Origin of the sequence: Bacillus carboniphilus (assembly GCF_039522365.1) — a bacterium.
Taxonomy (GTDB): domain Bacteria; phylum Bacillota; class Bacilli; order Bacillales; family JC228; genus Bacillus_BF; species Bacillus_BF carboniphilus.
The window spans coordinates 66,593-89,967 of sequence record NZ_BAAADJ010000004.1 but is presented as its reverse complement, the minus strand read 5'-3'; the positions used below and the strand labels follow the sequence as shown (position 1 = coordinate 89,967).

The 23,375-nt window shown below is 39.5% G+C and carries 23 protein-coding genes; 15 read left to right on the top strand and 8 right to left on the bottom strand.

Features of this window, described 5'->3' with window-relative positions; genetic code table 11:
- Nucleotides 1-21: 21 nt before the first annotated feature.
- The gene (gene mraY / locus ABDZ91_RS01685) at nucleotides 22-975 is read right to left on the bottom strand and encodes a phospho-N-acetylmuramoyl-pentapeptide-transferase (RefSeq protein ID WP_343795753.1); all 954 of its coding nucleotides are present in this window, start codon (nucleotides 973-975) and stop codon (nucleotides 22-24) included.
- 170 nt (nucleotides 976-1,145) lie between these two features.
- Between mraY and ABDZ91_RS01680 the strand changes: the two genes are divergently transcribed.
- Together ABDZ91_RS01680 and ABDZ91_RS01675 are read left to right on the top strand one after the other, a co-directional pair.
- A complete protein-coding gene (locus ABDZ91_RS01680; protein WP_343795752.1) occupies nucleotides 1,146-1,796 on the top strand; it encodes an alpha/beta hydrolase in 651 nt (216 codons plus the stop codon).
- 21 nt (nucleotides 1,797-1,817) lie between these two features.
- The gene (locus tag ABDZ91_RS01675; RefSeq protein ID WP_343795750.1) at nucleotides 1,818-2,381 is read left to right on the top strand and encodes a GNAT family N-acetyltransferase; all 564 of its coding nucleotides are present in this window, start codon (nucleotides 1,818-1,820) and stop codon (nucleotides 2,379-2,381) included.
- Between the two features lie 52 nt (nucleotides 2,382-2,433).
- Here ABDZ91_RS01675 and ABDZ91_RS01670 read toward each other — a convergent pair whose 3' ends face one another.
- Nucleotides 2,434-3,897: a zinc ribbon domain-containing protein gene (locus tag ABDZ91_RS01670; protein ID WP_343795748.1), complete on the bottom strand. Its 1,464-nt coding sequence runs from the start codon at nucleotides 3,895-3,897 to the stop codon at nucleotides 2,434-2,436.
- 316 nt (nucleotides 3,898-4,213) lie between these two features.
- Here ABDZ91_RS01670 and ABDZ91_RS01665 point away from each other — a divergent pair, with 316 nt between their 5' ends.
- The 5 genes from ABDZ91_RS01665 (at nucleotide 4,214) to ABDZ91_RS01645 (ending at nucleotide 9,571) form a co-directional block, all read left to right on the top strand.
- A complete protein-coding gene (locus tag ABDZ91_RS01665) occupies nucleotides 4,214-5,605 on the top strand; it encodes a YjiH family protein (RefSeq protein WP_343795746.1) in 1,392 nt (463 codons plus the stop codon).
- A gap of 209 nt (nucleotides 5,606-5,814) precedes the next feature.
- Nucleotides 5,815-6,963: an AimR family lysis-lysogeny pheromone receptor gene (locus ABDZ91_RS01660; RefSeq protein WP_343795743.1), complete on the top strand. Its 1,149-nt coding sequence runs from the start codon at nucleotides 5,815-5,817 to the stop codon at nucleotides 6,961-6,963.
- Nucleotides 6,964-7,070: 107 nt separating this feature from the next.
- Nucleotides 7,071-8,444: a phytoene desaturase family protein gene (locus ABDZ91_RS01655; RefSeq protein WP_343795742.1), complete on the top strand. Its 1,374-nt coding sequence runs from the start codon at nucleotides 7,071-7,073 to the stop codon at nucleotides 8,442-8,444.
- Between the two features lie 3 nt (nucleotides 8,445-8,447).
- Nucleotides 8,448-9,275: an RNA polymerase sigma factor SigJ gene (gene sigJ, locus ABDZ91_RS01650; protein ID WP_343796169.1), complete on the top strand. Its 828-nt coding sequence runs from the start codon at nucleotides 8,448-8,450 to the stop codon at nucleotides 9,273-9,275.
- 44 nt (nucleotides 9,276-9,319) lie between these two features.
- Nucleotides 9,320-9,571 (top strand): hypothetical protein, encoded by a 252-nt coding sequence (locus tag ABDZ91_RS01645; RefSeq protein WP_343795741.1) that lies wholly within the window; start codon nucleotides 9,320-9,322, stop codon nucleotides 9,569-9,571.
- A gap of 208 nt (nucleotides 9,572-9,779) precedes the next feature.
- On the opposite strand, the gene ABDZ91_RS01640 is transcribed toward ABDZ91_RS01645, so the two are convergent.
- The 5 genes from ABDZ91_RS01640 to ABDZ91_RS01620 all read right to left on the bottom strand — a co-directional run bounded on the left by ABDZ91_RS01640 (nucleotide 9,780) and on the right by ABDZ91_RS01620 (nucleotide 15,633).
- Nucleotides 9,780-10,706 (bottom strand): ABC transporter ATP-binding protein, encoded by a 927-nt coding sequence (locus tag ABDZ91_RS01640; protein WP_343795739.1) that lies wholly within the window; start codon nucleotides 10,704-10,706, stop codon nucleotides 9,780-9,782.
- Nucleotides 10,699-11,775: an ABC transporter ATP-binding protein gene (locus tag ABDZ91_RS01635; protein WP_343795737.1), complete on the bottom strand. Its 1,077-nt coding sequence runs from the start codon at nucleotides 11,773-11,775 to the stop codon at nucleotides 10,699-10,701. Before ABDZ91_RS01635 ends, ABDZ91_RS01640 begins: the two co-directional genes overlap by 8 nt.
- A gap of 13 nt (nucleotides 11,776-11,788) precedes the next feature.
- Entirely contained in the window at nucleotides 11,789-12,715 is a 927-nt protein-coding gene (locus ABDZ91_RS01630; RefSeq protein ID WP_343795735.1) for an ABC transporter permease, read from the bottom strand.
- Entirely contained in the window at nucleotides 12,716-13,654 is a 939-nt protein-coding gene (locus ABDZ91_RS01625; protein ID WP_343795734.1) for an ABC transporter permease, read from the bottom strand.
- A gap of 287 nt (nucleotides 13,655-13,941) precedes the next feature.
- The gene (locus ABDZ91_RS01620; protein ID WP_343795733.1) at nucleotides 13,942-15,633 is read right to left on the bottom strand and encodes a peptide ABC transporter substrate-binding protein; all 1,692 of its coding nucleotides are present in this window, start codon (nucleotides 15,631-15,633) and stop codon (nucleotides 13,942-13,944) included.
- 190 nt (nucleotides 15,634-15,823) lie between these two features.
- Between ABDZ91_RS01620 and ABDZ91_RS01615 the strand changes: the two genes are divergently transcribed.
- Together ABDZ91_RS01615 and ABDZ91_RS01610 are read left to right on the top strand one after the other, a co-directional pair.
- Nucleotides 15,824-16,732 (top strand): AEC family transporter, encoded by a 909-nt coding sequence (locus ABDZ91_RS01615; RefSeq protein ID WP_343795731.1) that lies wholly within the window; start codon nucleotides 15,824-15,826, stop codon nucleotides 16,730-16,732.
- A gap of 13 nt (nucleotides 16,733-16,745) precedes the next feature.
- Nucleotides 16,746-17,270 carry a GNAT family N-acetyltransferase gene (locus tag ABDZ91_RS01610; protein ID WP_343795729.1) on the top strand — a complete coding sequence of 175 codons (525 nt, stop codon included), beginning with the start codon at nucleotides 16,746-16,748 and terminating at the stop codon, nucleotides 17,268-17,270.
- Nucleotides 17,271-17,628: 358 nt separating this feature from the next.
- Here the strand turns inward: ABDZ91_RS01610 and ABDZ91_RS01605 are convergent, their stop codons facing one another.
- Nucleotides 17,629-18,465, bottom strand: coding sequence for a manganese catalase (locus tag ABDZ91_RS01605; protein ID WP_343795728.1), 837 nt, complete (start codon nucleotides 18,463-18,465; stop codon nucleotides 17,629-17,631).
- Between the two features lie 349 nt (nucleotides 18,466-18,814).
- Here ABDZ91_RS01605 and ABDZ91_RS01600 point away from each other — a divergent pair, with 349 nt between their 5' ends.
- The 6 genes from ABDZ91_RS01600 to ABDZ91_RS01575 all read left to right on the top strand — a co-directional run bounded on the left by ABDZ91_RS01600 (nucleotide 18,815) and on the right by ABDZ91_RS01575 (nucleotide 23,361).
- Nucleotides 18,815-21,658, top strand: coding sequence for a DUF6359 domain-containing protein (locus ABDZ91_RS01600; RefSeq protein ID WP_343795727.1), 2,844 nt, complete (start codon nucleotides 18,815-18,817; stop codon nucleotides 21,656-21,658).
- Between the two features lie 403 nt (nucleotides 21,659-22,061).
- Nucleotides 22,062-22,391, top strand: a complete 330-nt coding sequence (locus ABDZ91_RS01595; protein ID WP_343795726.1) for an ArsR/SmtB family transcription factor — start codon at nucleotides 22,062-22,064, stop codon at nucleotides 22,389-22,391.
- 33 nt (nucleotides 22,392-22,424) lie between these two features.
- Complete coding sequence (locus ABDZ91_RS01590; protein WP_343795724.1) at nucleotides 22,425-22,625, top strand: hypothetical protein; 201 nt, start codon at nucleotides 22,425-22,427, stop codon at nucleotides 22,623-22,625.
- Between the two features lie 155 nt (nucleotides 22,626-22,780).
- Nucleotides 22,781-22,954 (top strand): hypothetical protein, encoded by a 174-nt coding sequence (locus ABDZ91_RS01585; protein ID WP_343795722.1) that lies wholly within the window; start codon nucleotides 22,781-22,783, stop codon nucleotides 22,952-22,954.
- A 46-nt stretch (nucleotides 22,955-23,000) separates the two neighbouring features.
- Nucleotides 23,001-23,180, top strand: coding sequence for a hypothetical protein (locus ABDZ91_RS01580; protein WP_343795720.1), 180 nt, complete (start codon nucleotides 23,001-23,003; stop codon nucleotides 23,178-23,180).
- A gap of 49 nt (nucleotides 23,181-23,229) precedes the next feature.
- On the top strand, nucleotides 23,230-23,361 hold the full coding sequence (locus ABDZ91_RS01575) for a hypothetical protein (protein WP_343795718.1): 132 nt from the start codon (nucleotides 23,230-23,232) through the stop codon (nucleotides 23,359-23,361).
- Nucleotides 23,362-23,375: the final 14 nt, after the last annotated feature.

Here is a 23,375-nt window from a genome sequence, read left to right as displayed (position 1 = left end):
ATGCACTATATACCGATGAATTTAAGAGAGAAAGTACTTCCAATAACCATAACTTATAAATGTACCAATCCAACCAATCAGTCCAAATACCACAACAATAACATTTTCAGTCCAACCATATTTTAAAGAAAAATGATAATGAATGGGTGTCATTTTAAATATTCGTTTCTGGGTGCGCTTATACACAAATACTTGAATAATGACGGAAAGCTGCTCAGCAAAGTATACGAAAAATAAAAGTGGAATCACGATTTCGACTTTTTCAATGACTGCTAAAAAGGCGAGGGAACCACCGATTGCAAGGGACCCTGTGTCACCCATAAAAGCTTTAGCAGGATAGATGTTAAATATTAAAAACCCTAAAATAGCGGCAATCATGATTAAGCAAAAAACCTGAACGTCTTGATTTCCAGTAATCATATAAAAGAAAAAATAGGTGGGAATTGCTACAACGCCCAATAGACCATCCATTCCGTCCGTAAAGTTAATGGCGTTAGCAGATCCAACAATAAAGAGAACGATGACAACCATATACACGATAAACGGCAAATCTAAAATCCAATGATTCCAAATGTAAATCTTCGTATCTAACCCGAGTTTGGCTGTTACGATATAGAGTAGTCCACCTGTAAACAAAAATTGAAAGAATAACTTCACTTTCCCAGATATCCCTCCTGGGTCCTGTTTGATAGCCTTCCAACAGTCGTCTAATAATCCTATAAGACTAAATAGTATAAATGTGCTGCATAGAAACAGCATGACCTTGTTTGTGGAATACATTAAAGCGACAACGATTCCAAGTAAAAAAATGCTTCCTGTCATAAGGGGAGTGCCTTTTTTTAGTTGGTGATCGGCAGGTAGTTCCTTCCGAATCGGCTGGGTCAAGTTTAATTTCTTTAAAAGAATAATAAGCAGGGGACATAATGCAACCACTAGGGCAAACGTAATCCCTGCTGGGAGAAAGTCTCCAAACACAACATTTTCCGCCTTTCCTATCATAAAAAATCTATAAGTCCGCAAAAATATAATTCTATTGTACCAGATGCGAGGAATAATATGGTTAAAAGTTTAGATTTTGGCATTTACATAGAGTGTTCTCCAGTATATAATAAGGAAAATTTTCCAGAAGAAAGGGAAGGGTTACGGTGAAAATTGAAACAGTCACAATCGAGAATACTATTGGAAAAACCTTTGATGTCAATCTGATAAAGCAGGAGGAGCCAGTGAAGAAGGTAGCGGTCTTTTTTCCTGGGGTTGGCTATACAACGAAATTTCCGCTTTTTTATTATTCTACTGCTCTCTTTAGGGAGAAAGGGTATGATGTCCTCCATGTAAACTATGATTTTCGTAGTAAAGAGTATGAAACCCTTACAAATGAAGAATATGCGAATTGTATAAAAGAGGATACAAAAAAGGCTGTAGATGTTAGCTTGTCTAATCATAGTTATGAGGAATTTGTAGTACTAGGAAAGTCAATAGGTACGATGGCTATGTCCTATGAAATGGATACAAGAGAATGGTTTTCGGATGCAAAGGCTATTTGGTTAACCCCACTTATTCATAACAACTTTGTGTTTGAAAAGATGAGCACATGTACACAAAACTCTCTCTCGGTTATCGGAAGTGCAGATTTTGCTTATAAAGAGGATCGCTGGAATGAGATTGGGCAGCTTTCAAACTATCAAACTCTTCTATTAGAAGGAGCAGATCATAGTCTTGAAATAAAAAGTGATCTAGAACAATCACTGGACTTGATGAAGCAAACCATACAGGCAATAGAGAAATTTATCGGATAGAAATAAAAGGAGGCACTATTCATGCAGGTTAAGACTGTTTTTTCACCGTTTCCGACTCTTGAAACAGAACGACTAGTATTACGCCCCATTACAAAAGACGATGCAGCGGACATCTTCCACTATGCTTCACAGCCAGAAGTGTCAAAGCATGTAACGTGGGAAGCTCATCAAACATTAGAAGATACGTATCGCTTTATAGATTTTGCCTTAAATCAGTATGAAGCTGGTGGAATTGCACCTTGGGTTATGATATTAAAAGATACGAATCAACTCATTGGAACCATCGATTTTGTGTCGTGGAACCAGAAACACGAGGTTGCAGAGATTGGTTATGTATGTTCACCTGACCATTGGGGAAAAGGGTATACCCCAGAAGCATCGAAGGAACTGATTCGCTTAGGAATTGAGGAGATGGGTTTAACTCGTATTCAGGCGAGAACTTTTACAGAAAACGATAATTCTCAGCGTGTTTTAATGAAGTTAGGTATGAAATATGAGGGGACTATGAGGAAATCCCTGAAGTTTAAAGGCAAGACTTGGGATGTTACGATGTATTCCATTTTGAAGGATGAATATGAAGGGTAGTAATATAAAAAGAGAAACCTTACCAAAAAGGTTTCTCTTTTTATTTTTTATATTATTGATTCACATCAAACACAACAAGTCCTCCATCTATATCAAAGCTAGAGTATGGTGACCAACTAAGGCCAGCGACTTCCCATGCTCCTGTTCCATGATTGTAAAGGAGAAAATAATTCCGCAAGTTGTCCTGTGTTTCAGTTGTTATGGACTCGAGGTACTCAGGTCCTGATTCTTCAACTGAAGGAATGTAGTACATATCTCCAGTCCATTCGATCATTCCGGCAGCTTCGATTTCATAGTAATCTCCATCAAAATAAGTGCTTAGGGAGTCTTTGTCAACCGTGACCTTGTTAAGGCCTGTACCATAGTACATATATTCATCATCAATATAATATTGAATCTCATTTGCAAGTTCTTCTTTATATTCAGCAGATGCGGTAATCACAGATGAATCTAATGTTTGTAATGAATGGAATCGGTTTACTTCAAAATCATAAATAGTTTGGGCTATTTCTGTTCTTAAATCATCTGTAATCGGGTCTACATAAAATTCATAATATGTATCTGTTATATCATAGACCTCACTTTGAACAGTGCCCCAAGGAAATTCTTTTTCTACATGAATCGTATGGGAACCGTCAATATCAATAGGACCGATACTTCCGAGTTCTTCATAGGTCCCGATGAAATTACCATCTAAATAGACACCAGCTTCATAATCATCAACATAGACATCAAGATAATACCCTTCTAACCACATATCTACATATCTTGTTTGGCTAGAAGATTCAAATAGATTGACAGTCGTTTCATAGTCTAACGATGCTAATTCTGATTTGTATTCAACCTTTACTTGATACTCACCTGGAAGGTATGGACCATAGGATTTTAAGAAGTAATCAGAGTCACTTTTACCTACTTCTTTTCCATCAATCAAAATGGAGGCATCCGCATAGTTTGTTTCTACCTCAATAAAGTATGGTAGAAGTTGAATTTCATAGTTATCAAAGAATAAGAACTTTTTCCCTGACTTTTTGAGTAGAACATTACCATCTACATATGGTTCAATCTCTACATTTTCTATGTCGGCTGCTTGGTCTCTTAAGCTAGCAAACAATTCATTTTTATAAAAAGGATCATTTTTTAAATACGCCAATAGGTCCTTTGCGCTTTCTTCCGTGACATCCACACGTGAGTCGAAAGAATGGACAAGTTGAACGATGGAATCTTTATCTTCCTGTTGTACGGCTTTTTCAAACTGGTCCAAGTAGAAGTCTACACTGGCAAAATGTTTCAGAACAAAATAGGTAATGGCTAAAAGGATAATGATAGCTCCGCTTGTAAATAATGTAAACTTTTGTTTTTTAGACATAGGCTTCCTTGGAACCGTTGTAGTTTCTTGTACCGTTACTGCCACTGTAGGCTCTTCTCGAACTGCACCTTCTACTGGTTTTCCACACTCAGGACAAAATTGATTGTCCGAATTTAAGGCATGTCCACACTCTCGACAAAAACTCAAAATTTTCTCTCCTCCTATAGTAAAAAAGTATCATGACTCGGAAAATTTTATCATATTTTGTTGAATATGGGTATTTATAAATTTTAAAAAAAGTAGGAAAGTGTATTACGTTGGAGGGAGTGGAAGGACTATATGAAAAGATACATAAATCTACCAAATAAATAAAAATGAATAGTATTGTATTTTTATTCATAGGGTGGTATTATAATCCCTGTTGTTTTTGAAGGACCTTTGAATCATGTAAAACGTAATGGTTAATGATACAAAATAAGGAAACACTATTTTATAACTCTGAAAATGGGAGAGGAGACTCGTTTTGGAACAGAAGAACCTAGAGAAACAAAAAATAAACCCATCTCTAAAAGCTTACTCCATTGGTGACTACCTAAATTTTATCATTCCATCTATTATAGGGATCTTCTTATTTATGATTCCTATTACAGTAGAGGACGGTATGACCATTCCGGTTGCTTGGCTAGCAGGATGGCTTAGAGATAGTGTCATTTTCAATAGTATCCCATACGTTACCATTCCAAATATCGCTACTTTGTTTATGGGCATTGCGGGGATTGGCTCGTTGTTAGCAAAAGTAAAAAAACCAACAAAACCTTTATATAAAATTCTATTCGATGTTCATTGGTTCTGGGTGGTTGTAAGATTACTAGGGTTTGTATTTGCCCTAATGACCGTAAATGAATGGGGCCCTGAAGCTATTTATTCTGGAGATACAGGAGCCCTTGTGTTAGACCTAATTGTAACGTTATTTACGATTTTCTTATTTGCGGGACTCTTTTTGCCTTTATTATTGGACTTCGGTCTCCTTGAATTTGTAGGTACTTTGTTGATCAAAGTGATGCGTCCAGTATTTAAACTTCCAGGTCGTTCTTCAATCGATGCCCTAGCTTCTTGGGTAGGAGACGGAACGATAGGGATTGTTTTAACAGATAAGCAGTATCAAGATGGATTTTATACCAAACGAGAAGCGGCCGTTATCGGTACCACTTTCTCGGTCGTTTCCATTACATTTAGTATTACCGTTTTAGAAACGGTTGGTTTATCCCATTTATTTGGCCCTTACTACTTAACTATAGTGGCAGCAGGGTTCGTGGCAGCTTTAATTATGCCAAGAATTCCTCCACTGTCTAGAAAAGCAGATACAGTATTCGAAGGGGCAGAACAGCGTCCCGACGAAACGATCCCTGATGGTACAAACATGTTTAAATGGGGGATTGCGCAAGCTGCTCATAAAGCCTCTAAAACGAAAAACTATAAGAGTGTAATCCAGGGCGGGATCAAAAATGTACTAGATATGTGGATTGGTGTCATCCCAGTCGTAATGGCATTTGGTACATTAGCCCTTGTCATTGCGACATACACCGATTTCTTTGTTCTAATAGGTAAACCAATTGAACCAATTCTAGAGTTGATGCAGGTACCTGAAGCAGCAGAAGCCGCGCAAACCGTTTTAATTGGTTTTGCTGATATGTTCCTTCCAGCCATATTAGCTGCTGATATGATTGAAAGCTCCATGACTTTATTTATCATTGCATCACTATCTGTCACACAATTGATTTATATGTCTGAAGTAGGAGGACTGTTAATCGGTTCCAAAGTTCCCGTTAACTTCTTGGACTTGGTGATCATCTTCTTACTGCGTACAGCTATCACCTTACCAATCATTGTGTTAGCAGCGCATATTATATTTTAAGATTGCTTTTTAAAAAGGGTGTCGAGTCTTAACTAAGGCGCCCTTTTTTTGTATGTGGAAATTTAATTTTTTGAAAGATAGGTTAAACTCGTACAAAAGTAAAAAAAATATAAACATTTTTTCACAAATACTCCAAATGTCATGGAGGAGAATTATTTTCTATAACGAAATATTTAGATAAGAAGATTATAGATATTGGGGGATTCGTGATGATGAAGCTCACGGACTTATTATTGCAAATTTCATATGACCTTCATTACTCTCCCAATGATTGGGCGAAGGAATTAAATATACCATTGAATGAAGTGGGATCATATTTTACGGGGGAAAAGGAGGTTCCATTTTTCCCTTTTTTATTGTTAGTACGTCAGAATTATCAGGACTATGAGAAGCAGAAAGCTATTTTTTCTACTTATGCCGAAACGCTTTATACCGCTCCGAACATTTTATATGCGATGGAGCTAACAAGCCAAATGGGTGAGATAGAACTGCTGAACAAATTGATTGAAAAAGGAAACACCTCCTCTGATTCTATCGTTCAAGAATGGGCAGAAATGTATACGTTCCTTCACAATCGTGACAAAATCAGGGAAGACGACTTCTTTTATAACACAAAGAAAGCAACTCTAAAAAGTACTGAAATGCAGATCCTTTTGGAGACGTTAAGAGCCTATATTTTAACGGATCTTGAAGCCAACATGTCTATTGATAAGTTATACGATGATGTATCTCCACAACTGGAGAAAGTAGAGAATGAATATATTAGAAATGCCCTTCAGACCAGACTACACAGTAGTACCGTTTATAGTATGCTCCGGCTTAATCTGGTGGGGAAAGTAAGAAAAATTGGTGAACAATATTTGAATGATGAAGAAGCCAAGCTCTGTTTCCCAATCAAATATACTTATATTCTTCACCGGTATGCGATGTCATTTTTATATGAAAATCCTGATAAAGCCATTAAACGGCTGGAGGATTCTATTGACATATTAAAACAACTTCCAAACGCTGCAGCTAGACACTACATTAACGAACACGAAAAAAGCATTGCCTTCGTCAAAAATCTGTGGGAAATTGATCAGCCTGAACCGGATGATATTCCTGAGAAGATTCACTACTTCATTGCCCAACACCAATACGAAAAAGCCCAAGCTTTATTACTGGAATTAAAAAAGAAACAGCCACTAACAGAATTCCAAGACTACTATTGGGGAATTGCCTTTTCAGATGAAAAAGCGCTCCAAAGATCATATGAAAGATTTAGATCAAACGGGAACTTCTTCTTTGCTGTTTTACCAGTACGCCAATTGTCCAGGATCTCATTAGAACGATTAAAAAATAAAAAGTTGAAAAACTAGGAGGCTACGTGAGCTTGCTAGTTTTTTTATTTGGAAATTAAGGAACTTTCGTCACATTTTGCTCTTGTTATTCGTCTTGAGGGTAAATGAAACGGGAGGGAATTGGCATGCAATTTAGCGAGGATAAGGCACAGCACATAAAAGGAGAAGGACGGCACATAGAGGAAGAGTCACTGAACATAAAAGGGGAACCAAGGCACATAAAAAATAAAAACCAGCACACCCAGCAAGTGTTTGACTCCATTATCATTGGTGGCGGACTAGCGGGGATGGTTGCAGCAAACCTTTTAGCGGATCAAGGCCATAAGGTATTGATCATTGAAAAAGGCAAAAAACTTGGTGGGAGGGCTACAACCTCCTTCATTCACGATTCATACCTAAATTTAGGTCCACATGCTCTTTATAAGGAAGGAGCAGCGTTTAAAATCCTACATGAGTTAGGAGTCGTTTTACAAGGAGGCGAACCAAAGCTAAAAGGCATTCTTACATTAGATCATCAAGGTACGAAATTTCCATCATCACCTATAGGGCTCCTCCAATCCTCCATTTTAAGTTGGAAGGAAAAATTAGAATTTGTACGAATGTATTCAACCATTACAAAAATAAACTGGAGGAGAGTACCGAATCAAACATTTACAGAATGGCTCCAATCACGGCATGTTTCTCCAAGAGTATCTATCTTAATTCAAGCTTTGTTGGCCATCTCAAGCTATTGTAAAGAGAAGGTGAGTGCATCGTTTGCTATTCGACAACTCCAATTGGCCAAAAAGGGAGTTCTGTATGTAGACGGTGGTTGGGACACGATTACTCAACAATTGGTGGAAAAGGCAATTAGAAAAGGGGTAACCATTTGGAAGGGAGAAAAAGTAGTTAGAATCGATGGAAATGCTCCATTATTTCATGTATCACTTCATTCGGAAGAACAGTTGACCGGAAAAACGATTCTGTACACAGGTCCTCCAGGTTTATTGTCAAACCTAATGGAGGGACCAGCTGAGTTTAAGCAAATTAAGCTCCTAGAACCGGTCAAGGGTACATCGCTTGATATAGTGCTAAAAAGGGATGCATCCTACACCCATTCCTTTGGCTTTGATACCGATTCGTTTCTCTATTATTCCAATCATTCAAAAGCGGCCCATTTAAGTGACCAATACGATGTGGCTCATTTGTTTGGCTATGAAGGAAATCAAGAAAACATGGAAGTGTTTTTGGAAAAAATTGTACCAAATTGGAGAGAAAGAAAGGTTTTTTCAAGGTATTTACCGAAATTAACGGTTAGCTATGGATACCCCAATCATGCGACAGCGAGCATTGGAGAAAAAGCTTATCAAGCGATTGAGGGATTTTATCTAGCTGGAGATTGGTGTATAAGTGAAGGATTGTTAGCTGATGCTTCTGTTTCAAGTGCTAGAAATGCGGCGAATGACATCAGCCAGTTCATTCGAGGTGAAAAAACAAATGGAAATCGAATCGTTATATAAACAATAAAGCCTCTGCTTTTTTCCATTTCATATGGACTGCTGGGCTCCTATTCAGAGGCGGAGGATATCGTCCACGATGTCTTTCTTACCCTTCAACAAAAGGACTTGACCGACACTCAAAATATTAAAGCGTATTTATGCAAAATGGCTACAAACCGTTGCATAGATGTATTGCGGTCGGCTCAGAAGAAAAGGGTTACGTATATGGGCGAGTGGTTACCTGAACCCATAGGCGAGGCTTTTAGTGAGATCGAGAAGAGTATAGAAAACAAAGATGTGTTAAGCCTTGTATATTTAAAATTGATGGAGGTCCTATCACCGAATGAAAGGGCAGTCTTTTTACTAAAAGAAGGTTTTCATCTTTCCTATTCGGAAATCGCATCATTGATTGATACTAACGAGGTCAACTGTCGCAAGCTTTTTTCAAGGGCTAAGAAAAAAGTAACGATGGAGAAAGCACCACAATTTAAGGTGAAGGAAAATAGAAGGGTAATAGAGGAATTTATTCAGGCGTTTGAATTAGGAGAAATGGAGAAAGTTCTGCAATACGTTGGTCCAGATGTTACCTTATATTCGGATGGAGGGGGCGTTGTTAAAGCGGCTATCCGCCCAATATTAGCAAGAGATCGTGTCCTACTATTCCTGCAAGGTATTTACGCAAAACGCCCTGAAACAATCGAGTTTGAAATTGAGATGGTCAATGGGCAACCAAGCATTGTTAGTAGAGTAGACGGGCGAGTTTTACAGGTCATCTCTTTTCATTTTTCATCGCATCAAATTCAAGGTATCTATATCATGTTGAATCCTGCGAAATTAAAGCATATAGATTGAAGAACCTGCCCGCCCGGTAATTGAGCGGACAGGAGATCCGTTATTTGCCGAAAAAAGCGGGTTTCCAAGGGTTAAGCGGACAGAGAATCCGCTATTTGGCTAAAATTAGCTCAAAAAGCACTCAAAATGAGCAGATAGCGGAACGAGTGTCCGTTCAGACCTCAAAAACCGGCATTTTCATAAAAATAACGGAACCTGTGTCCGGCGAAAAATTTGAGCGGACAGGAGATCCGTTATTTGCCAAAAAAAGCGGGTTTCCAAGGGTTAAGCGGACAGAGAATCCGCTATTTGGCTAAAAGCAGCCCCAAAATTCCCCAAAATGAGCGAATAGCGGAACGTGAGTCCGTTCAAACCTCATAAACCGGCATTTTCATCAAATTAACGGAACGTGTGTCCGGCTACAATGACGTGAACCTGTCACCAGCCGAAAACACCTTCATCATAAATGAAAAAGAAAGTGGAGATAACAATCAACCACCTCCACTTTCTTCAGTTTTAGAACTCTTACAACCGTGAATATGACTTAAATTCTTCCTCCGAACAATACACAAAATGCCCCGGCGTGATTTCACGCATTTGAACGTTCTCATCCTCAGCATATAAATGAACACTACTGTCATAGGTTTTTCTTTTTCGAAATCGTTCCGCTTCAGGATCTGGACGTGGAATGGCGGATAACAGTGCTTGGGTGTATGGGTGAAGCGGGTTTCTGTATAGCTCCTCGCTTGGTGCTAACTCGACTAGCTTCCCGTTGTACATCACGCCAATTCGATCACTAATATATTTCACCATGGACAAATCATGTGCGATGAAGAGATAGGTAAGTCCTTTTTCCTTTTGCAATTGTTTCATGAGATTGACGACTTGGGCTTGAATCGAAACGTCGAGAGCTGAGATCGGTTCATCCGCAATGATAAATTCAGGTTCCACAGCTAGTGCACGAGCAATCCCGATTCTTTGTCTTTGGCCGCCAGAGAACTCGTGAGGATATCGATTGGCATGTTCTCGATTTAGTCCTACAGTCTCAAGTAATTCATGAACTCGTTTCAACCGCGCTTTTTTCCCTTTTACCAACCCGTGAATATCGATGCCCTCCGAAATAATATCCGCAACCGTCATCCTTGGATTAAGGGATGCATATGGATCCTGGAAAATCATTTGCATTTTTCGGTTTAACTCACTCTGTTTTTTCCGAGACTTTACTCGCTGTATGTTTTGACCGTTAAAAATGACTTCTCCGCCTGTTGCTTCATACAAACGAATAATGGTTCGACCAGTCGTAGATTTTCCACATCCAGATTCGCCTACTAGCCCCAATGTTTCCCCTTTAAAAATCGAGAAAGATACATCATCCACAGCTCTTACTTCATTTGGAGCTCCTACGTTAAAGTATTTTTTTAACTGTTTGATTTCAAGTAGAGTCTCAGTCATTAGACTTTTCCTCCTTTACTAAAACGGGAGATTCAAAGTTTCCGGACATAGAGCGCATTCGTAACTGAACGGCTTCTGGTGGTTCCACTTTAGGTGCATTGGGATGGAGAAGCCAAGTTTTTGCAAAATGAGTGTTTGATATTTGAAACATAGGTGGTTCTTGTTCATAGTCAATCGCAAGAGCATAAGGGTTTCTTGGTGCAAAAGCACAGCCCTTAGGCGGGTTCGTTAAATCCGGTGGTGAACCAGGGATGGCAGCTAATGCGGACTTATCATCGCTATCAAGACTCGGCATAGAAGCAAGTAACCCCCAGGTATACGGATGACGAGGGTCATAAAAGATTTCATCAACCGTACCAATCTCTACAATTTGCCCACCGTACATGACAGCCACTCGGTCTGCTACGTTTGCCACTACCCCGAGGTCATGGGTAATAAATATAATAGAAGACTCCGTTTTGTGTTGGAGATCCTTCATTAACTCTAGGATTTGAGCTTGAATGGTTACATCCAATGCAGTCGTCGGTTCATCTGCAATCAGCAACTTGGGATTGGCTGCTAGTGCAATGGCCACCATCGCACGCTGGCGCATCCCACCTGAAAACTCGTGTGGATACTGATGGAACCGATTCTCTGCAAAAGGAATACCGACTAATTGGAGAAGATTAATGGCCCGTTGTTTTACTTCATTTTTAGAAACTTGGTGATGTTTTAAAATAACTTCTGTAATTTGTTTTCCTATTTTCATAGTTGGATTTAAAGAGGTCATTGGGTCCTGAAAAATCATGGAGATTTCATTCCCACGAACTTTTTCCATTTCTTTATCCGATTTTTTCACTAAATCTACACCTTCGAGCAATACTTCTCCGGCTGTAATTTTACCTGGAGGCATCGGAATGAGCTTCGTCAATGCTTGAGTCATAACACTTTTACCGGAACCAGACTCCCCGACAATCGCAAGGGTTTCTCCTTTATACACATCAAAAGAGACCCCTCGAACAGCCTGAACTTTTCCTCCATATATATCAAAAGTAACGTGTAGGTCTTTTACTTCTAATAGTTTTTTCATCTATATGAACCTCCTATTTGCGCAATTTAGGGTCCAATGCATCACGCAAGCCATCGCCGATTACATTAAAGCTAAGCATCGTGATACAAATAAAGGCAGCAGGGAAGAAGAGTCTCCATGGATAATATTGCATCGCTTTAACTCCTTCAGCAGCCATCGTTCCCCAACTGGCAACAGGAGGAGAAATTCCAAGTCCAAGGAAGCTTAAGAAGGCTTCTGTAAAAATTGCATTTGGAATGGTTAAGGTTAAGGTGACAATAATGGGGCCCATTGCATTCGGAATTAAATGTTTAAACATAATCCGCCCCGTTTTGGCCCCTAAAGTACGGGCAGCCAACACATATTCCTGCGTTTTTAATTGAAGAACTTGGCCTCGGACGATTTTTGCCATACTGACCCAACCGATGATGGTCATCGCAATAATCATCGTCCATATATTGACCTTTTCAAAGATGACGATGAAAAGAATAACAACTAGCAAATAAGGGATGCCGTATAAAATATCAGCAATCCGCATCATGACTTCATCGACTTTTCCCCCTTTTAATCCTGCGATTCCGCCCCAAAGGACTCCAATCACAAGGTCAATGAGAGCTGCAGCTAACCCGATGAAAATGGAGATTTTGGCTCCTTCCCATGTTCGTGCAAACATATCTCGACCAAGATCATCGGTTCCAAACCAATGTTCACTGGATGGAGGTTTATTTGTATTTAATAGGTCCGTTTTTTCCGTATCATGACCAGAGATAGCTTCACCAAACAGAGCCATAAAGATAAGAAGAATGAGCATGATAATGCCCAGCATCGCTAGTTTATTTTTACGAAAACGAACAAAAGCATCCTTCCAGAAGGAGAGGCTAGGCTTGGATATTTTCTCGGCGTCAGAAGATTTTGCCCCGACAATATCAAATGGGTTTGGATTCATTTTTGGTTCTGTCATTTATGCTTCTCCTTTCCGTGGTTTTGTTAATTTAATTCGTGGATCAATAAATCCATAAATAATGTCTAGAATTAACATGGAGAAGAGAAGGAGGGTGCTGTAAAAAACAGTTGTCCCCATAATGACGGAATAATCTCGATTGGTAATGCTGACGACAAATTGCTTTCCGAGTCCAGGAATCGCATAAATGTTTTCAATAATGAAGCTTCCGGTGATAATTCCAGCAAAGAGAAGTCCAATATACGTGATGGTCGGTAGAAGGGCATTTCGAATAGCGTGTCTATAAGTGATGGCTCTTTGGCTCAACCCTTTTGATTTTGCTGTTTTTATGTAGTCTTGATTCAATACCTCAAGCATACTGGAGCGAGTTAATCGAGCAATCATAGCCATTGGGGTTGCCGCTAATGCAATGGCAGGAAGAATCGTGTGCATAAAGCTCTCCCACCGGGCAATTGGAAACCAGCCTAACTTAAAGGCAAAATAATACTGCAAACCTGCCGCTAATATAAAAGAGGGGACAGATATTCCGAGTACGGCTATCACCATGGCGGAATAATCTTGCCAACGATTATGTCTTAGTGCAGCAATGACTCCAAGTAAAATTCCTCCACCAATCGCAATGAGTAGGGCCTCTGCTCCTAAGGTGAGAGATACGGTAAAGCCATCTGCAATGATGGAGTTTACAGTTTGTCCTTTATATTTCATCGACGGACCAAAATCCCATTGGGCCACCTGACCAAGATAACGAAAATATTGTTCATACCAGGGATCATTTAATCCGTATTTGTTATTAAAGTTTTCCATGATTTCGGGAGGTAGTGATTTTTCAGAGGCAAATGGGCTTCCTGGTGCCATTCTCATGATAAAAAATGTTGCTGTGACGATCATAAATAAAGAGAGGAGAATGAATAGTAAGCGTTTGATTAAGTATTTTGCCATTGTTGGAACACCTCACTTTTAAAAAATGAGGGGTCAGAACCTAAGACAGGACCTGAACCCTAGTTGTTTAACAGTTATATATCCGAAGTCGTCGTAATATATAGGGTTTCTAGCGGGACCGCAGCCCGAATACACTTCGCTTTCCGCGGGCGCCCGCCGAGCCTCCTCGCTACGCTGCGGGGTCTCGCCTAGGTTGCTATTCCCACAGGAGTCTACGTGTATTCGGGCTGCTCTGTACTTTGAATAGGTTTTTGCTATCTAATTAAAACAATCTATTAAACAACCATTTATTCAAAATAAGCCCACTTCAACTGCACATCTCCAAGACCTGATACAACTACATCTTTTAAGTTTTCGGCTTGTAGCCATACGTTTGTGTAGAAGTAAACAGGTGCAGCTGGCAATTGGTCCATGAAGATTTCTTCTGCTTCTTTTAGCATGGCTTCACGCGCAGCAGCGTCTTTTTCTGTTTGAGAATCGATGAGTAGTTGCTTGTAATTTGGATCCTCCCAGAACGTGTTGTTGTTACCACCATCGGCATCACGGTAGATTTCTAGGAAGTTAATCGGATCGTTGAAGTCTCCTAACCAGCCCATACGTCCCACTTGGAAGTCTCCACTATGAAGCTGATCAATGTATACTTGCCACTCTGTATTTTCAAGTCCGACCTCAATGCCCAATGCTTCTTTCCACATTTGCTGAACGGCTTGAGCAATCTTGGCATGCGTATCATCTGTGTTATAAGAAAGCGTAATGTCTGGAAGCTCAGAAACATCACTAAGTCCAAGCTCCTCTAGACCCATTTGTAGATGTTCTTTAGCTTTATCCGTAGCATTATCTTCAAAATAGCCCTTTTCGTTCTCAGGGAACATGGATGGTGGAACGATGGCCATTGCTGGAATTTCTCCACCCAGCGTAATGTTTTCTACAATGGCTTTACGATTTAGGGCATACGTGAATGCTTTACGAATGTTTACGTTATTAAACGGTTCAACTGTTGTATTGAATTGGTACCAGTACACACCTGTAATGGCCTTTGTATTTAAGATGCCTTGATCTTTTAGAGATGGAATGGCATCAACCGGAACGGAACCAAAAGGATCTCCAGCCCAGTCAAGCTCTCCACCTTGATACATCGAAAGCTCTGTAGCATCTTCGTTAATCATATACATATCAACGGTTTGCAGTTTAACTGTATCTGCATCCCAATAATTTTCATTCTTTTCAAGTGTAATTTGGTTTCCATGATCCCAGTTTGTCATCACAAAAGGACCATTGGATACGTATTGATCGCCGGCATTTGTATGCCAGTCTGCATTTGCTTCGGCAGTTGCTTTATGAACAGGATAGTAGGTATAGAAAGCCGTAAGTTCTAAGAAATAAGGAGTTGGATTTTCAAGTGTTACTTCTAATGTTTTAGGATCCACGACTTTAATCCCAACATCATCCAAGGAGCCTTCACCTGAGTTGGCTGCAGCTGCACCTTTGATGTAATATAGTTGATAAGCGTATTGTGATTCGTTCGCCGGGTCTAATGCCCACTTCCAAGCATAGGCAAAGTCTTCAGCTGTTACGGGGTCCCCGTTGGACCATTTCGCATCACGTAAAGTGAATGTGTAAACGGATTGGTCATCATTTGTCTCAATATTCTCTGCCATTGCAGGCTCGGGTTCACCGTTTTGACCGATACGAGTTAAACCTTCAAATGTTTGAGCAAGTACACTACCAGAGGTCGTATCGTTTGCTAGACCTGGGTGTAGTGAAAATGGTTCTGTCTTAATATTGACTCGTAAGTGTTGAGCAGAGTCTGAAGCACCATCGTCTTTAGTTCCTTCATCGTCATTGTCGTCCGTGCCGGGATTTTCCGTACCTGGATCATCACCAGGTTCTGGATCTGCACTATCCCCGCCACTACAAGCTGCCAGGAACATGGAGATGACAAGCATAAGTCCCAAAAGCACAAGTAATTGTTTTTTCATTGGGAGCCCTCCTTTAAAATTGTTTAAACAGGCGTGTAACTGTCCCAAAACTAACTTTATGAACAAGTATTTCAAATATTCTAAAAAGGAAGCTTGTTTTACGGTCATCTTGTAAAAATAGGAAATTCGTAGGATACTAGAAAAAGGATTAAGATAGTGTAAAAACTTAAGAGAAAAGCTGGTGTTCATCATGATTTTAATAGACGTAGTCATACCAGTTATGGCAATCTTTGTAATTGGCTTTGTCGTTCAAAAGATATTTGATTTTGATATCCGATCCATTTCGACTCTATCCCTATATGTACTCACTCCTTTTTTAGTGTTTGAAACATTTTCTACAAATGAATTGAGCTGGGAGTATGTACATATTGTTTTATTCTGTATTTGTTTTTGTTTAATATTGTTGAGTCTATCTTTCTTGTATGGAAAAATTCGAAAAACAAATAAAACCGTAACGACTGCCTTTATGCTAGCTGCTACCTTTATGAATGCTGGTAACTACGGTGCGCCACTTATTTACTTTGCTCTAGGGGAGAGGGCTTTTTCTTACGCCATCATCGTAATGGTCGTTCAATCGATTTTAATGAATTCGATCGGATTATTTTTAGCTGCGAATGGGTCCTCCATGAGGGCGGAAGAAGATTTTTCACCGTGGAAGAAAATGGCTACTATGCCCGTTTTGTATGCCTTAATACTAGGAATTAGTTTTCAAATCTTTCACCTTAGAGTCCCGGGCTTCTTAGAACAGCCAGTCGCTATGCTTTCAGATGCCTGTATTCCACTAATTATGCTTGCTTTAGGGATGCAGTTAGCCAAAATTCAATTTAAGAGTGTAAATTGGTACGAATTATCGGTTATTACGCTGGCTCGAATGGTTATATCTCCTTTAGTTGCAGTGGTTGTCTTATCGTTTGTTACGCTGGATCCGTTACTCGAGAAGGTTTTTATCATCGTCGCGTCTATGCCGACTGCTGCGAATATTACGTTATTAGCGATTCAGTTTAAAACCGAACCGGATTTTGTTTCTGCTGTTACGTTTATGACCACTTTACTAAGTATGGTTACGATTCCCATTGTTTTAGTATTTTTAGGTGTGTAAGGGAGGTGAAAATATGTATACCATTCGTCCAGAAAAAATTGATGAGTACATTGTCATCAAGGATATCAACGACCTTGCTTTCGGAGGAGAAGGAGAAGGTAAGCTAGTAGAAGCTATTAGAAATTCCGATCATTTTATCCCTGAGTTATCTTTGGTAGCAGAAGATGAGAATGGAAGAGTTATAGGCCATATTCTATTTAGTACGATTCATATCGAAACGACAACAGGTGAGCTTGTCCCAACCCTCGGATTAGCGCCGATGGCTGTTCTCCCAGAGTATCAAAACAAGGGAATTGGGTCTTTATTAGTAAAAAGTGGATTAGAACGGGCAAAGGATCTGGGCTATGCCCATGTTGCTGTTTTAGGGCACCCGAACTTTTACCCGAAATTTGGATTTGTCCCTTCAGTTCAGTATGAAATTGAATCCCCATTTCCGGTTCCAGCAGAAGTATTTATGGTTCAGGAATTGGTTGAGGGTTCATTGAAGGGCTTGAGAGGAAAAGTAGTGTATCCGCCTGCATTTAGTGCGGTTTCATAGAGAGATTTTACAAGAGTCAAACATTAAACAAAATCCAGCCACAAAGGACTGGATTTTTTTACGTTCTGGATTAAATGTTTACTTGAAAAAGTTATGACCGGCGACTATTCACAAATAGCGGAACAGAAGTCCGTTTTAATTTTCAGCCGGACATAGGATCCGCTATTTCGCTCAAAATAGCCTTTTTTAGTCAGTTCGCGGACACAGGATCCGTTATTTGGAAATTTTTATGCTGAAATGCCCCAATTTTAGTACAATAACGGAACGTGTGTCCGTTTCAATCACTAAAACCGGCCTTTTGCCACAAATAGCGGAACAAGAGTCCGTTAGATCGCCCGGTCATCGGAGTTTCTAGCTGTTACATCTTCGACATCGGTGGCATTGTATTATGCACATCAGGAGGAGCCAATGGTAATACTGGCTTCGGACCAAATGGGCCTGGTTTTGAGTAGTATTGGAATTGTGCGCGGCCATCCATACTTGGTCCCTGTGCCCAACGCCCTTGGCTACTAGCCTCACCACGAGATAGGTTATAGAAATCATAAGCCACTTCTTGTTTTTCAAGATGAGCAGGGAACGTAGTTGGAACCACAATATCATTTTCGCGTTCCTCTAACTCACAAATGGCTGCATACCATTGATTTTGGTGGGCTTTATCTCTTGCAATCAAGAAGGAAAGTGTATCCCTAACTCCTGGATCATCACTCATTTCAAACAGACGAACCACTTGTAGGCGTCCTTGTGATTCGGCATTTAAGTTAGCCCTGAAGTCAGCAAGCAAATTACCACTCGCAATAATGTATCTGGAATTCCAAGGATATCCGACACTGTCAGCAGCCATAGCCCCTAATCCACTAACAATAGCATGCTGTGGATTCATGCCTCCCATGACGGCAGCTAATGCTGGGTCACTGTGATAGGCCGCTTCTTGTACATCTAAAGGTGTATTATCTAGTAAACGAGCAATTAGCGTTGCTAGCATTTCAACGTGCGCCATTTCTTCCGTCCCAATATCTAATAGCATGTCACGGTATTTTTTGTCTGCTCGGCAGTTAAACCCTTGAAATAAGTACTGCATCATTACGGAGATTTCCCCGTACTGACCACCTAAAACCTCTTGTAATTTTTTCGCATAAACCGGATCGGGTCTACTAGGTTTCGCTTCATACTGTAATTCTTTTATATGATAAAACATACCCCACACTCCTTTTTACAAGTCCTTTTTAAAATATGAAACTTGGATAAATTGGTGCCTGTCTTCCTGGGTGATTGTTTGTGTGTGTCAGGGTATGTAGTACAATCTACATGGATAAACACGAACTTTAGGGGTGTAATATTAGTAAAATGGTCGTGTTTTAGACCGATATTTGATGTTTTTTGTCTAAAATTAGATTTTCTCTAGTATAATGGGCTAGTCGAAAGGGTGTTCAGTCATGAAGGTGTTTTAAAACTGTAGAATCTTAACAAAATATCAATAATGACTTAACACCGGAACGATATAGTAATTTTGAGAATCTATCAAAGGAAGAAGGAAGGGAAAAGGGATGAAATTATCTCCAAGTAACGTTGGAAAGCTCTTATTAGTATTGGTCTTAACCTTTAGCTTATTTGTTCCTTATGTGTCTAAGGCGGAAACTGGAACAGACGCAATTACTGTATCAGAAGCAATTGCGAACAATAGCGGAACTGCTACGGTAGAAGGATATATCGTAGGTCATACGAAAGCAACTAACTCCTATGACTTCGAAGCTCCATTTGGAAATGATTACAACATTGCCATTGCAGATTCCCCAACTGAAACAGATGCCTCAAAGATTTTACCAGTACAGCTCACTAGTGACTTTAGAGCAGAATTTGGATTATTAACTAACCCAGATATTATTGGAAGTAAAATTCAGGTAACTGGAAGTTTAGAAGCGTATTTTTCAGTTCCAGCCCTAAAATCACCTACAAACATGGAATTCGTAGAAGGTGAACCCACTCCAGAAGAACCAACAGATCCACAAGATTTAACCATTGCAGAAGCAAAAACGAAAAATGGACAAACCGTTACGGTACAAGGGGTTGTAACAGCAGATAACTCTGCCATCGGTGGAGGAAAACTATCCACTTATATGGAAGATGATACCGGTGGAATTAACATTTTCGCTTTTGATCCTACTGGATTCCCAGAATTAGAAGCAGGAGATGAAGTGAAAGTAACCGGTGAAATCACTAGTTATAATGGTTTAACTGAGATTGTGCCAGAATCAGACGGTGTTGAGGTTTTAGCGAAAAATCAGCCGCTACCATCAGCAAAAGTGGTGGATTTATCGTTATTCACATCAGATGCTGCAGAACCATATGAAGGTACGTTAATAGAGGTCGAGGCCTTTGTTCAATCAATTCCAGGCTCTCCAGCTGGGGGTGGTTATAACGTTACCATCGTTGATGATGAGTTTAATGGAACGACTTTACGTGTGATGGAAGATACAAATGCTATCTCAGCATTAGAAGCCGGAAAATGGTATACCTTAACTGGAATTGTTAGTCAGTATAACTCCTATCAATTGATAATCCGTTCAGCAAATGACGTTCAATTGTTAGAAGAACAACTGCCAGCACCAAACCCGTCTGGTGAGTATACTTCTACAGTAGCTAGAGTAGTAGATGGGGATACGATTCATTTAGAAACACCAGTGCTAGGAACGACGACCGTTCGTTTCGTCAATATGGATACACCAGAAACCTATCATTCAGTTAAAAATGAACTAGATCAGAACCAACTAGACCATGGGAATGCAGCAAAAGAATATATGAACACGCTTTTAAAAGCTGGTGATGAAGTCATTGTAAAAGTGGGTCAAGAAGCACATGATGACTACGGGCGTTTGCTAGGTCAAGTCATTCGTAAGTCTGACAACCTAAACACAAACCTTGAAATGGTTGAAAAAGGTTATGCTGTTACGTACTTTATTTGGCCAGTCGGTGATGAGACCGAATACGAGCAATTCCAAGCAGCGGTAAGAGAAGCAAAACAAAATGAATGGGGTATCTGGAATCCAGAAGATCCACTATTGGAGCTTCCGTTTGAATTCCGTGCCCGCGAACAAGGTAACAAAGGCTTCTCCAAGCCAGTTGGTAATTCCGATACAAAAGAATATGTAGAACCAAATTCATGGGAGCTTGTCCCTGTAGATAAGCGCATTTTCTTCTGGTCTGAAGAAGAGGCACAAGCTGCAGGTTATACACCAGCAGAAGGAACAACACCTGAAGAACCAGAAGAGCCTACGATTCAAACCATAGCAGAAGCACGTGCCAAAGCTAGTGGTGAAACGGTAACGGTTGAAGGAATCGTTACGACTGTACCAGGGATCTGGGGCTCAAAAGGTTTTTACATTCAAGATGAGACTGCCGGAATCTATGTATACCAAAGTAATAGCGGTATTAAGCAAGGTGATCAAGTAAGAATTGATGCAGAACTAGATGAGTTTAATGGAGAGAAACAACTAGGAAATGCAACGATTGAAGTCATAAGTTCTAATGTGGCACTTCCTGCTCCAGTTGTTGTCACTCCAGCAGAAGTAAATGAAGATGTTCAAGGTGAAGTGGTTACTCTTGAAGGTGTAACAGTGACAAATGTAAAAGAGTTAAGCTATGGCACCGTTGAGTTTCATGCAGTAAATGGTGACGAGTCTGTACTAGTTAGACTTGATAACAGAACAGGTTATGACTATGACGCTTTCTCTGCTGATTTTAATGAGGGTGATGTTATTAACGTGACAGGTATCGGAAGTGTGTTTAAAGGTACCTATCAAGTAAAACCTCGTAGTGAGTCTGACTTTATGTTAGCAGAAATAAATTCTGGTACTCTAGTTTTCAAAACAGGAACAGAAAATGGTAGAAAAGTAGAACTGATTCTATCAGGGCAAGACTTAAACAACCTTCGTGCTGGAAAACTAACCCTTACATTTGACGAAAAGTCTCTTAACTTCCTAGGTGCAACAGGGCTAGTAGAACAAGTGACGAATCCAGTCGTTACAGAGACAAAAGGTAAAGTTGACATGGCGTTTGCAAAGCTTGGTGATCAAGGTCTTTCAGGAAACCAAGAACTTTTTGCCCTAACGTTTGTTCAAAAGGGAAAGCCAAATCAAGACTGGAGCATTAAAGTCAACAATATTGTATTAGCTGATTCTGAGGGGAAAGAAGAGATTCAAGCTGGTTTCGTCTATCACTTCTCTGGCGAAGTCTCACAATCAGTAGGTGACTTAAATGAAGATGGTCATGTTACAGTTGCCGATTTAGCCCTTCTTTCTACCTATATGGGAACGGATCACACAGAGGCGGATTTAAACAAAGATGGAAAAGTAGACCAAAAGGATTATGAGATACTAGTTAAAATTATCTAATTTTTTCTAGATAGCTTTTGTTAAAAAGGACTAAGCCGTTTGTGCCTAGTCCTTTTTTGTATTTTTTTCATAGGAGGATGGAAAGGCTAGGGATCGTACCCTGATGAGCGGAGGGATGTTAATAGAGGGAACGCAAAGGAGATAAACGCGCCCTGAAGAGAGCGCGAACGTTAATAGAGGGAACGCAAAGAGAAGAAACGTGCCCTGAAAAGAGCAAGAACGTTAATAGAGGGAACGTAAAGGAGAGAAACGTGCCCTGAAGAGAGCGTGAACGTTAATAGAGGGAACGCAAAGCACCAAAAGCACCAAAAGCACCAAAACCTAACAAAACATTGTACTTAATCCATTAAATAACATATACTAAGAATAACATCAAGAAAAATTGATGAAGGAGGCAACACAAATGGAACTAAATATTCCTTTAAAAGATGAATCATTGACAGTGGAATTTAAGAAATATGAAAAGAAATTTAAGGCATTGGCTGACGAGAGAAGACTTTATATTCTTCACCTAATTACAAAGAATGGATCGTTCTGCGTATGTGACTTAAGTGAAGAAATCGATATGCCTCAGTCCAAACTATCCTATCACCTAAAAATCCTACTGGATGCAGAATTAATTGTGAAGGAAACAAAAGGAACTTGGAGCTACTATAAAATTAACACAAAAGAAATTAACCATCTTCTATCTGAAGAATTATGTTGCTTATTCAAACCGAGCAGCTGCTGCTAGAGGGTAGCTGCTCTTTGTTAGGAGGCTTAAGTTATGCCAGTAAATCGAGGGAGTGTTCTCTCCAAAGAATATTTTCTGTCTTACTTCAAACTTGTAATGAATGCCCGAAATTTCAACAAGATAGAAGGAAAGGATTTTATCATTGAGAGCTTTTTTCGAGGAGATAAATACTCTTACGGAGAAGCAACATGCAGGCAATTTGAGCTCGCTTTCCAAGAGGTTGAAGAGCATTAAATGCCTATATATCAAGGTTTGAAAAATAAATCAATTTTTTTTGATAAAAAGTGTTGCATATTTTTCCAAGAGAGCATATACTTTCCTTAGAACAAGAAAATTTGATGTAACAACGAGTGGTAAATCAAAAATAATTGATGAAAGGAGAGATTCACATGTTTAATCATCCAAGCTTTATTCAAGGACAATTCGAACACCGCCAAACATACTATCCGAAATTTAAAGTTGAGAAAGCAGAAAAAATCACAAAAGAAATTAGTCAGCTTAAACCTTGTCAACAAGGTAACCAATGTATGATCGTAATTCAAAGCCAACAATGTTGTGCGTAAGAATGATTATTAAATCAAAAAAAATTGATGAAGAGAGGTGATAGAGATGTTTCAACACCCATATTTTCTAGAAGCAGAGGTTGCGTACCGTCAGGAAAAATTAAGACCAAATTATCAACTTATGATAAAAGACCACAGTGAATTTGCTGGTAAAAATACAGATCTAATAAAAGCGAAAACAAAGACATGTTATGACCCAAAGGGTAGCCTGTATTATTGTGCTTAATTAAGGTTATTATATCAAAAAAAATTGATTTAATAGGAGGATAAAGAACATGTTTAAATTTAAGAAAAAAGCAGATTGTTGTAGTGTCCAAATAGTTGAGATAAAAGAAGAAGCTTGTTGTCAACAGGAAAACGGCACTCAAGAAGAGTGCTGCACACCTAAACAAAGTTGCTGTGCGTAAATCATATTCTAATT

What these genes read in the sequence shown, in the direction of transcription:
- ABDZ91_RS01655 (WP_343795742.1), top strand. Translation starts at nt 7,071, where the DNA reads ATGCAATTTAGCGAGGATAAGGCACAGCACATAAAAGGAGAAGGACGG.
- ABDZ91_RS01640 (WP_343795739.1), bottom strand. Translation starts at nt 10,706, where the DNA reads ATGACTGAGACTCTACTTGAAATCAAACAGTTAAAAAAATACTTTAAC.
- ABDZ91_RS01675 (WP_343795750.1), top strand. Translation starts at nt 1,818, where the DNA reads ATGCAGGTTAAGACTGTTTTTTCACCGTTTCCGACTCTTGAAACAGAA.
- ABDZ91_RS01610 (WP_343795729.1), top strand. Translation starts at nt 16,746, where the DNA reads ATGTATACCATTCGTCCAGAAAAAATTGATGAGTACATTGTCATCAAG.
- ABDZ91_RS01585 (WP_343795722.1), top strand. Translation starts at nt 22,781, where the DNA reads ATGTTTAATCATCCAAGCTTTATTCAAGGACAATTCGAACACCGCCAA.
- ABDZ91_RS01615 (WP_343795731.1), top strand. Translation starts at nt 15,824, where the DNA reads ATGATTTTAATAGACGTAGTCATACCAGTTATGGCAATCTTTGTAATT.
- ABDZ91_RS01595 (WP_343795726.1), top strand. Translation starts at nt 22,062, where the DNA reads ATGGAACTAAATATTCCTTTAAAAGATGAATCATTGACAGTGGAATTT.
- ABDZ91_RS01580 (WP_343795720.1), top strand. Translation starts at nt 23,001, where the DNA reads ATGTTTCAACACCCATATTTTCTAGAAGCAGAGGTTGCGTACCGTCAG.
- ABDZ91_RS01600 (WP_343795727.1), top strand. Translation starts at nt 18,815, where the DNA reads ATGAAATTATCTCCAAGTAACGTTGGAAAGCTCTTATTAGTATTGGTC.
- ABDZ91_RS01605 (WP_343795728.1), bottom strand. Translation starts at nt 18,465, where the DNA reads ATGTTTTATCATATAAAAGAATTACAGTATGAAGCGAAACCTAGTAGA.
- ABDZ91_RS01625 (WP_343795734.1), bottom strand. Translation starts at nt 13,654, where the DNA reads ATGGCAAAATACTTAATCAAACGCTTACTATTCATTCTCCTCTCTTTA.
- ABDZ91_RS01635 (WP_343795737.1), bottom strand. Translation starts at nt 11,775, where the DNA reads ATGAAAAAACTATTAGAAGTAAAAGACCTACACGTTACTTTTGATATA.
- ABDZ91_RS01660 (WP_343795743.1), top strand. Translation starts at nt 5,815, where the DNA reads ATGATGAAGCTCACGGACTTATTATTGCAAATTTCATATGACCTTCAT.
- ABDZ91_RS01590 (WP_343795724.1), top strand. Translation starts at nt 22,425, where the DNA reads ATGCCAGTAAATCGAGGGAGTGTTCTCTCCAAAGAATATTTTCTGTCT.
- ABDZ91_RS01575 (WP_343795718.1), top strand. Translation starts at nt 23,230, where the DNA reads ATGTTTAAATTTAAGAAAAAAGCAGATTGTTGTAGTGTCCAAATAGTT.
- ABDZ91_RS01620 (WP_343795733.1), bottom strand. Translation starts at nt 15,633, where the DNA reads ATGAAAAAACAATTACTTGTGCTTTTGGGACTTATGCTTGTCATCTCC.
- ABDZ91_RS01630 (WP_343795735.1), bottom strand. Translation starts at nt 12,715, where the DNA reads ATGACAGAACCAAAAATGAATCCAAACCCATTTGATATTGTCGGGGCA.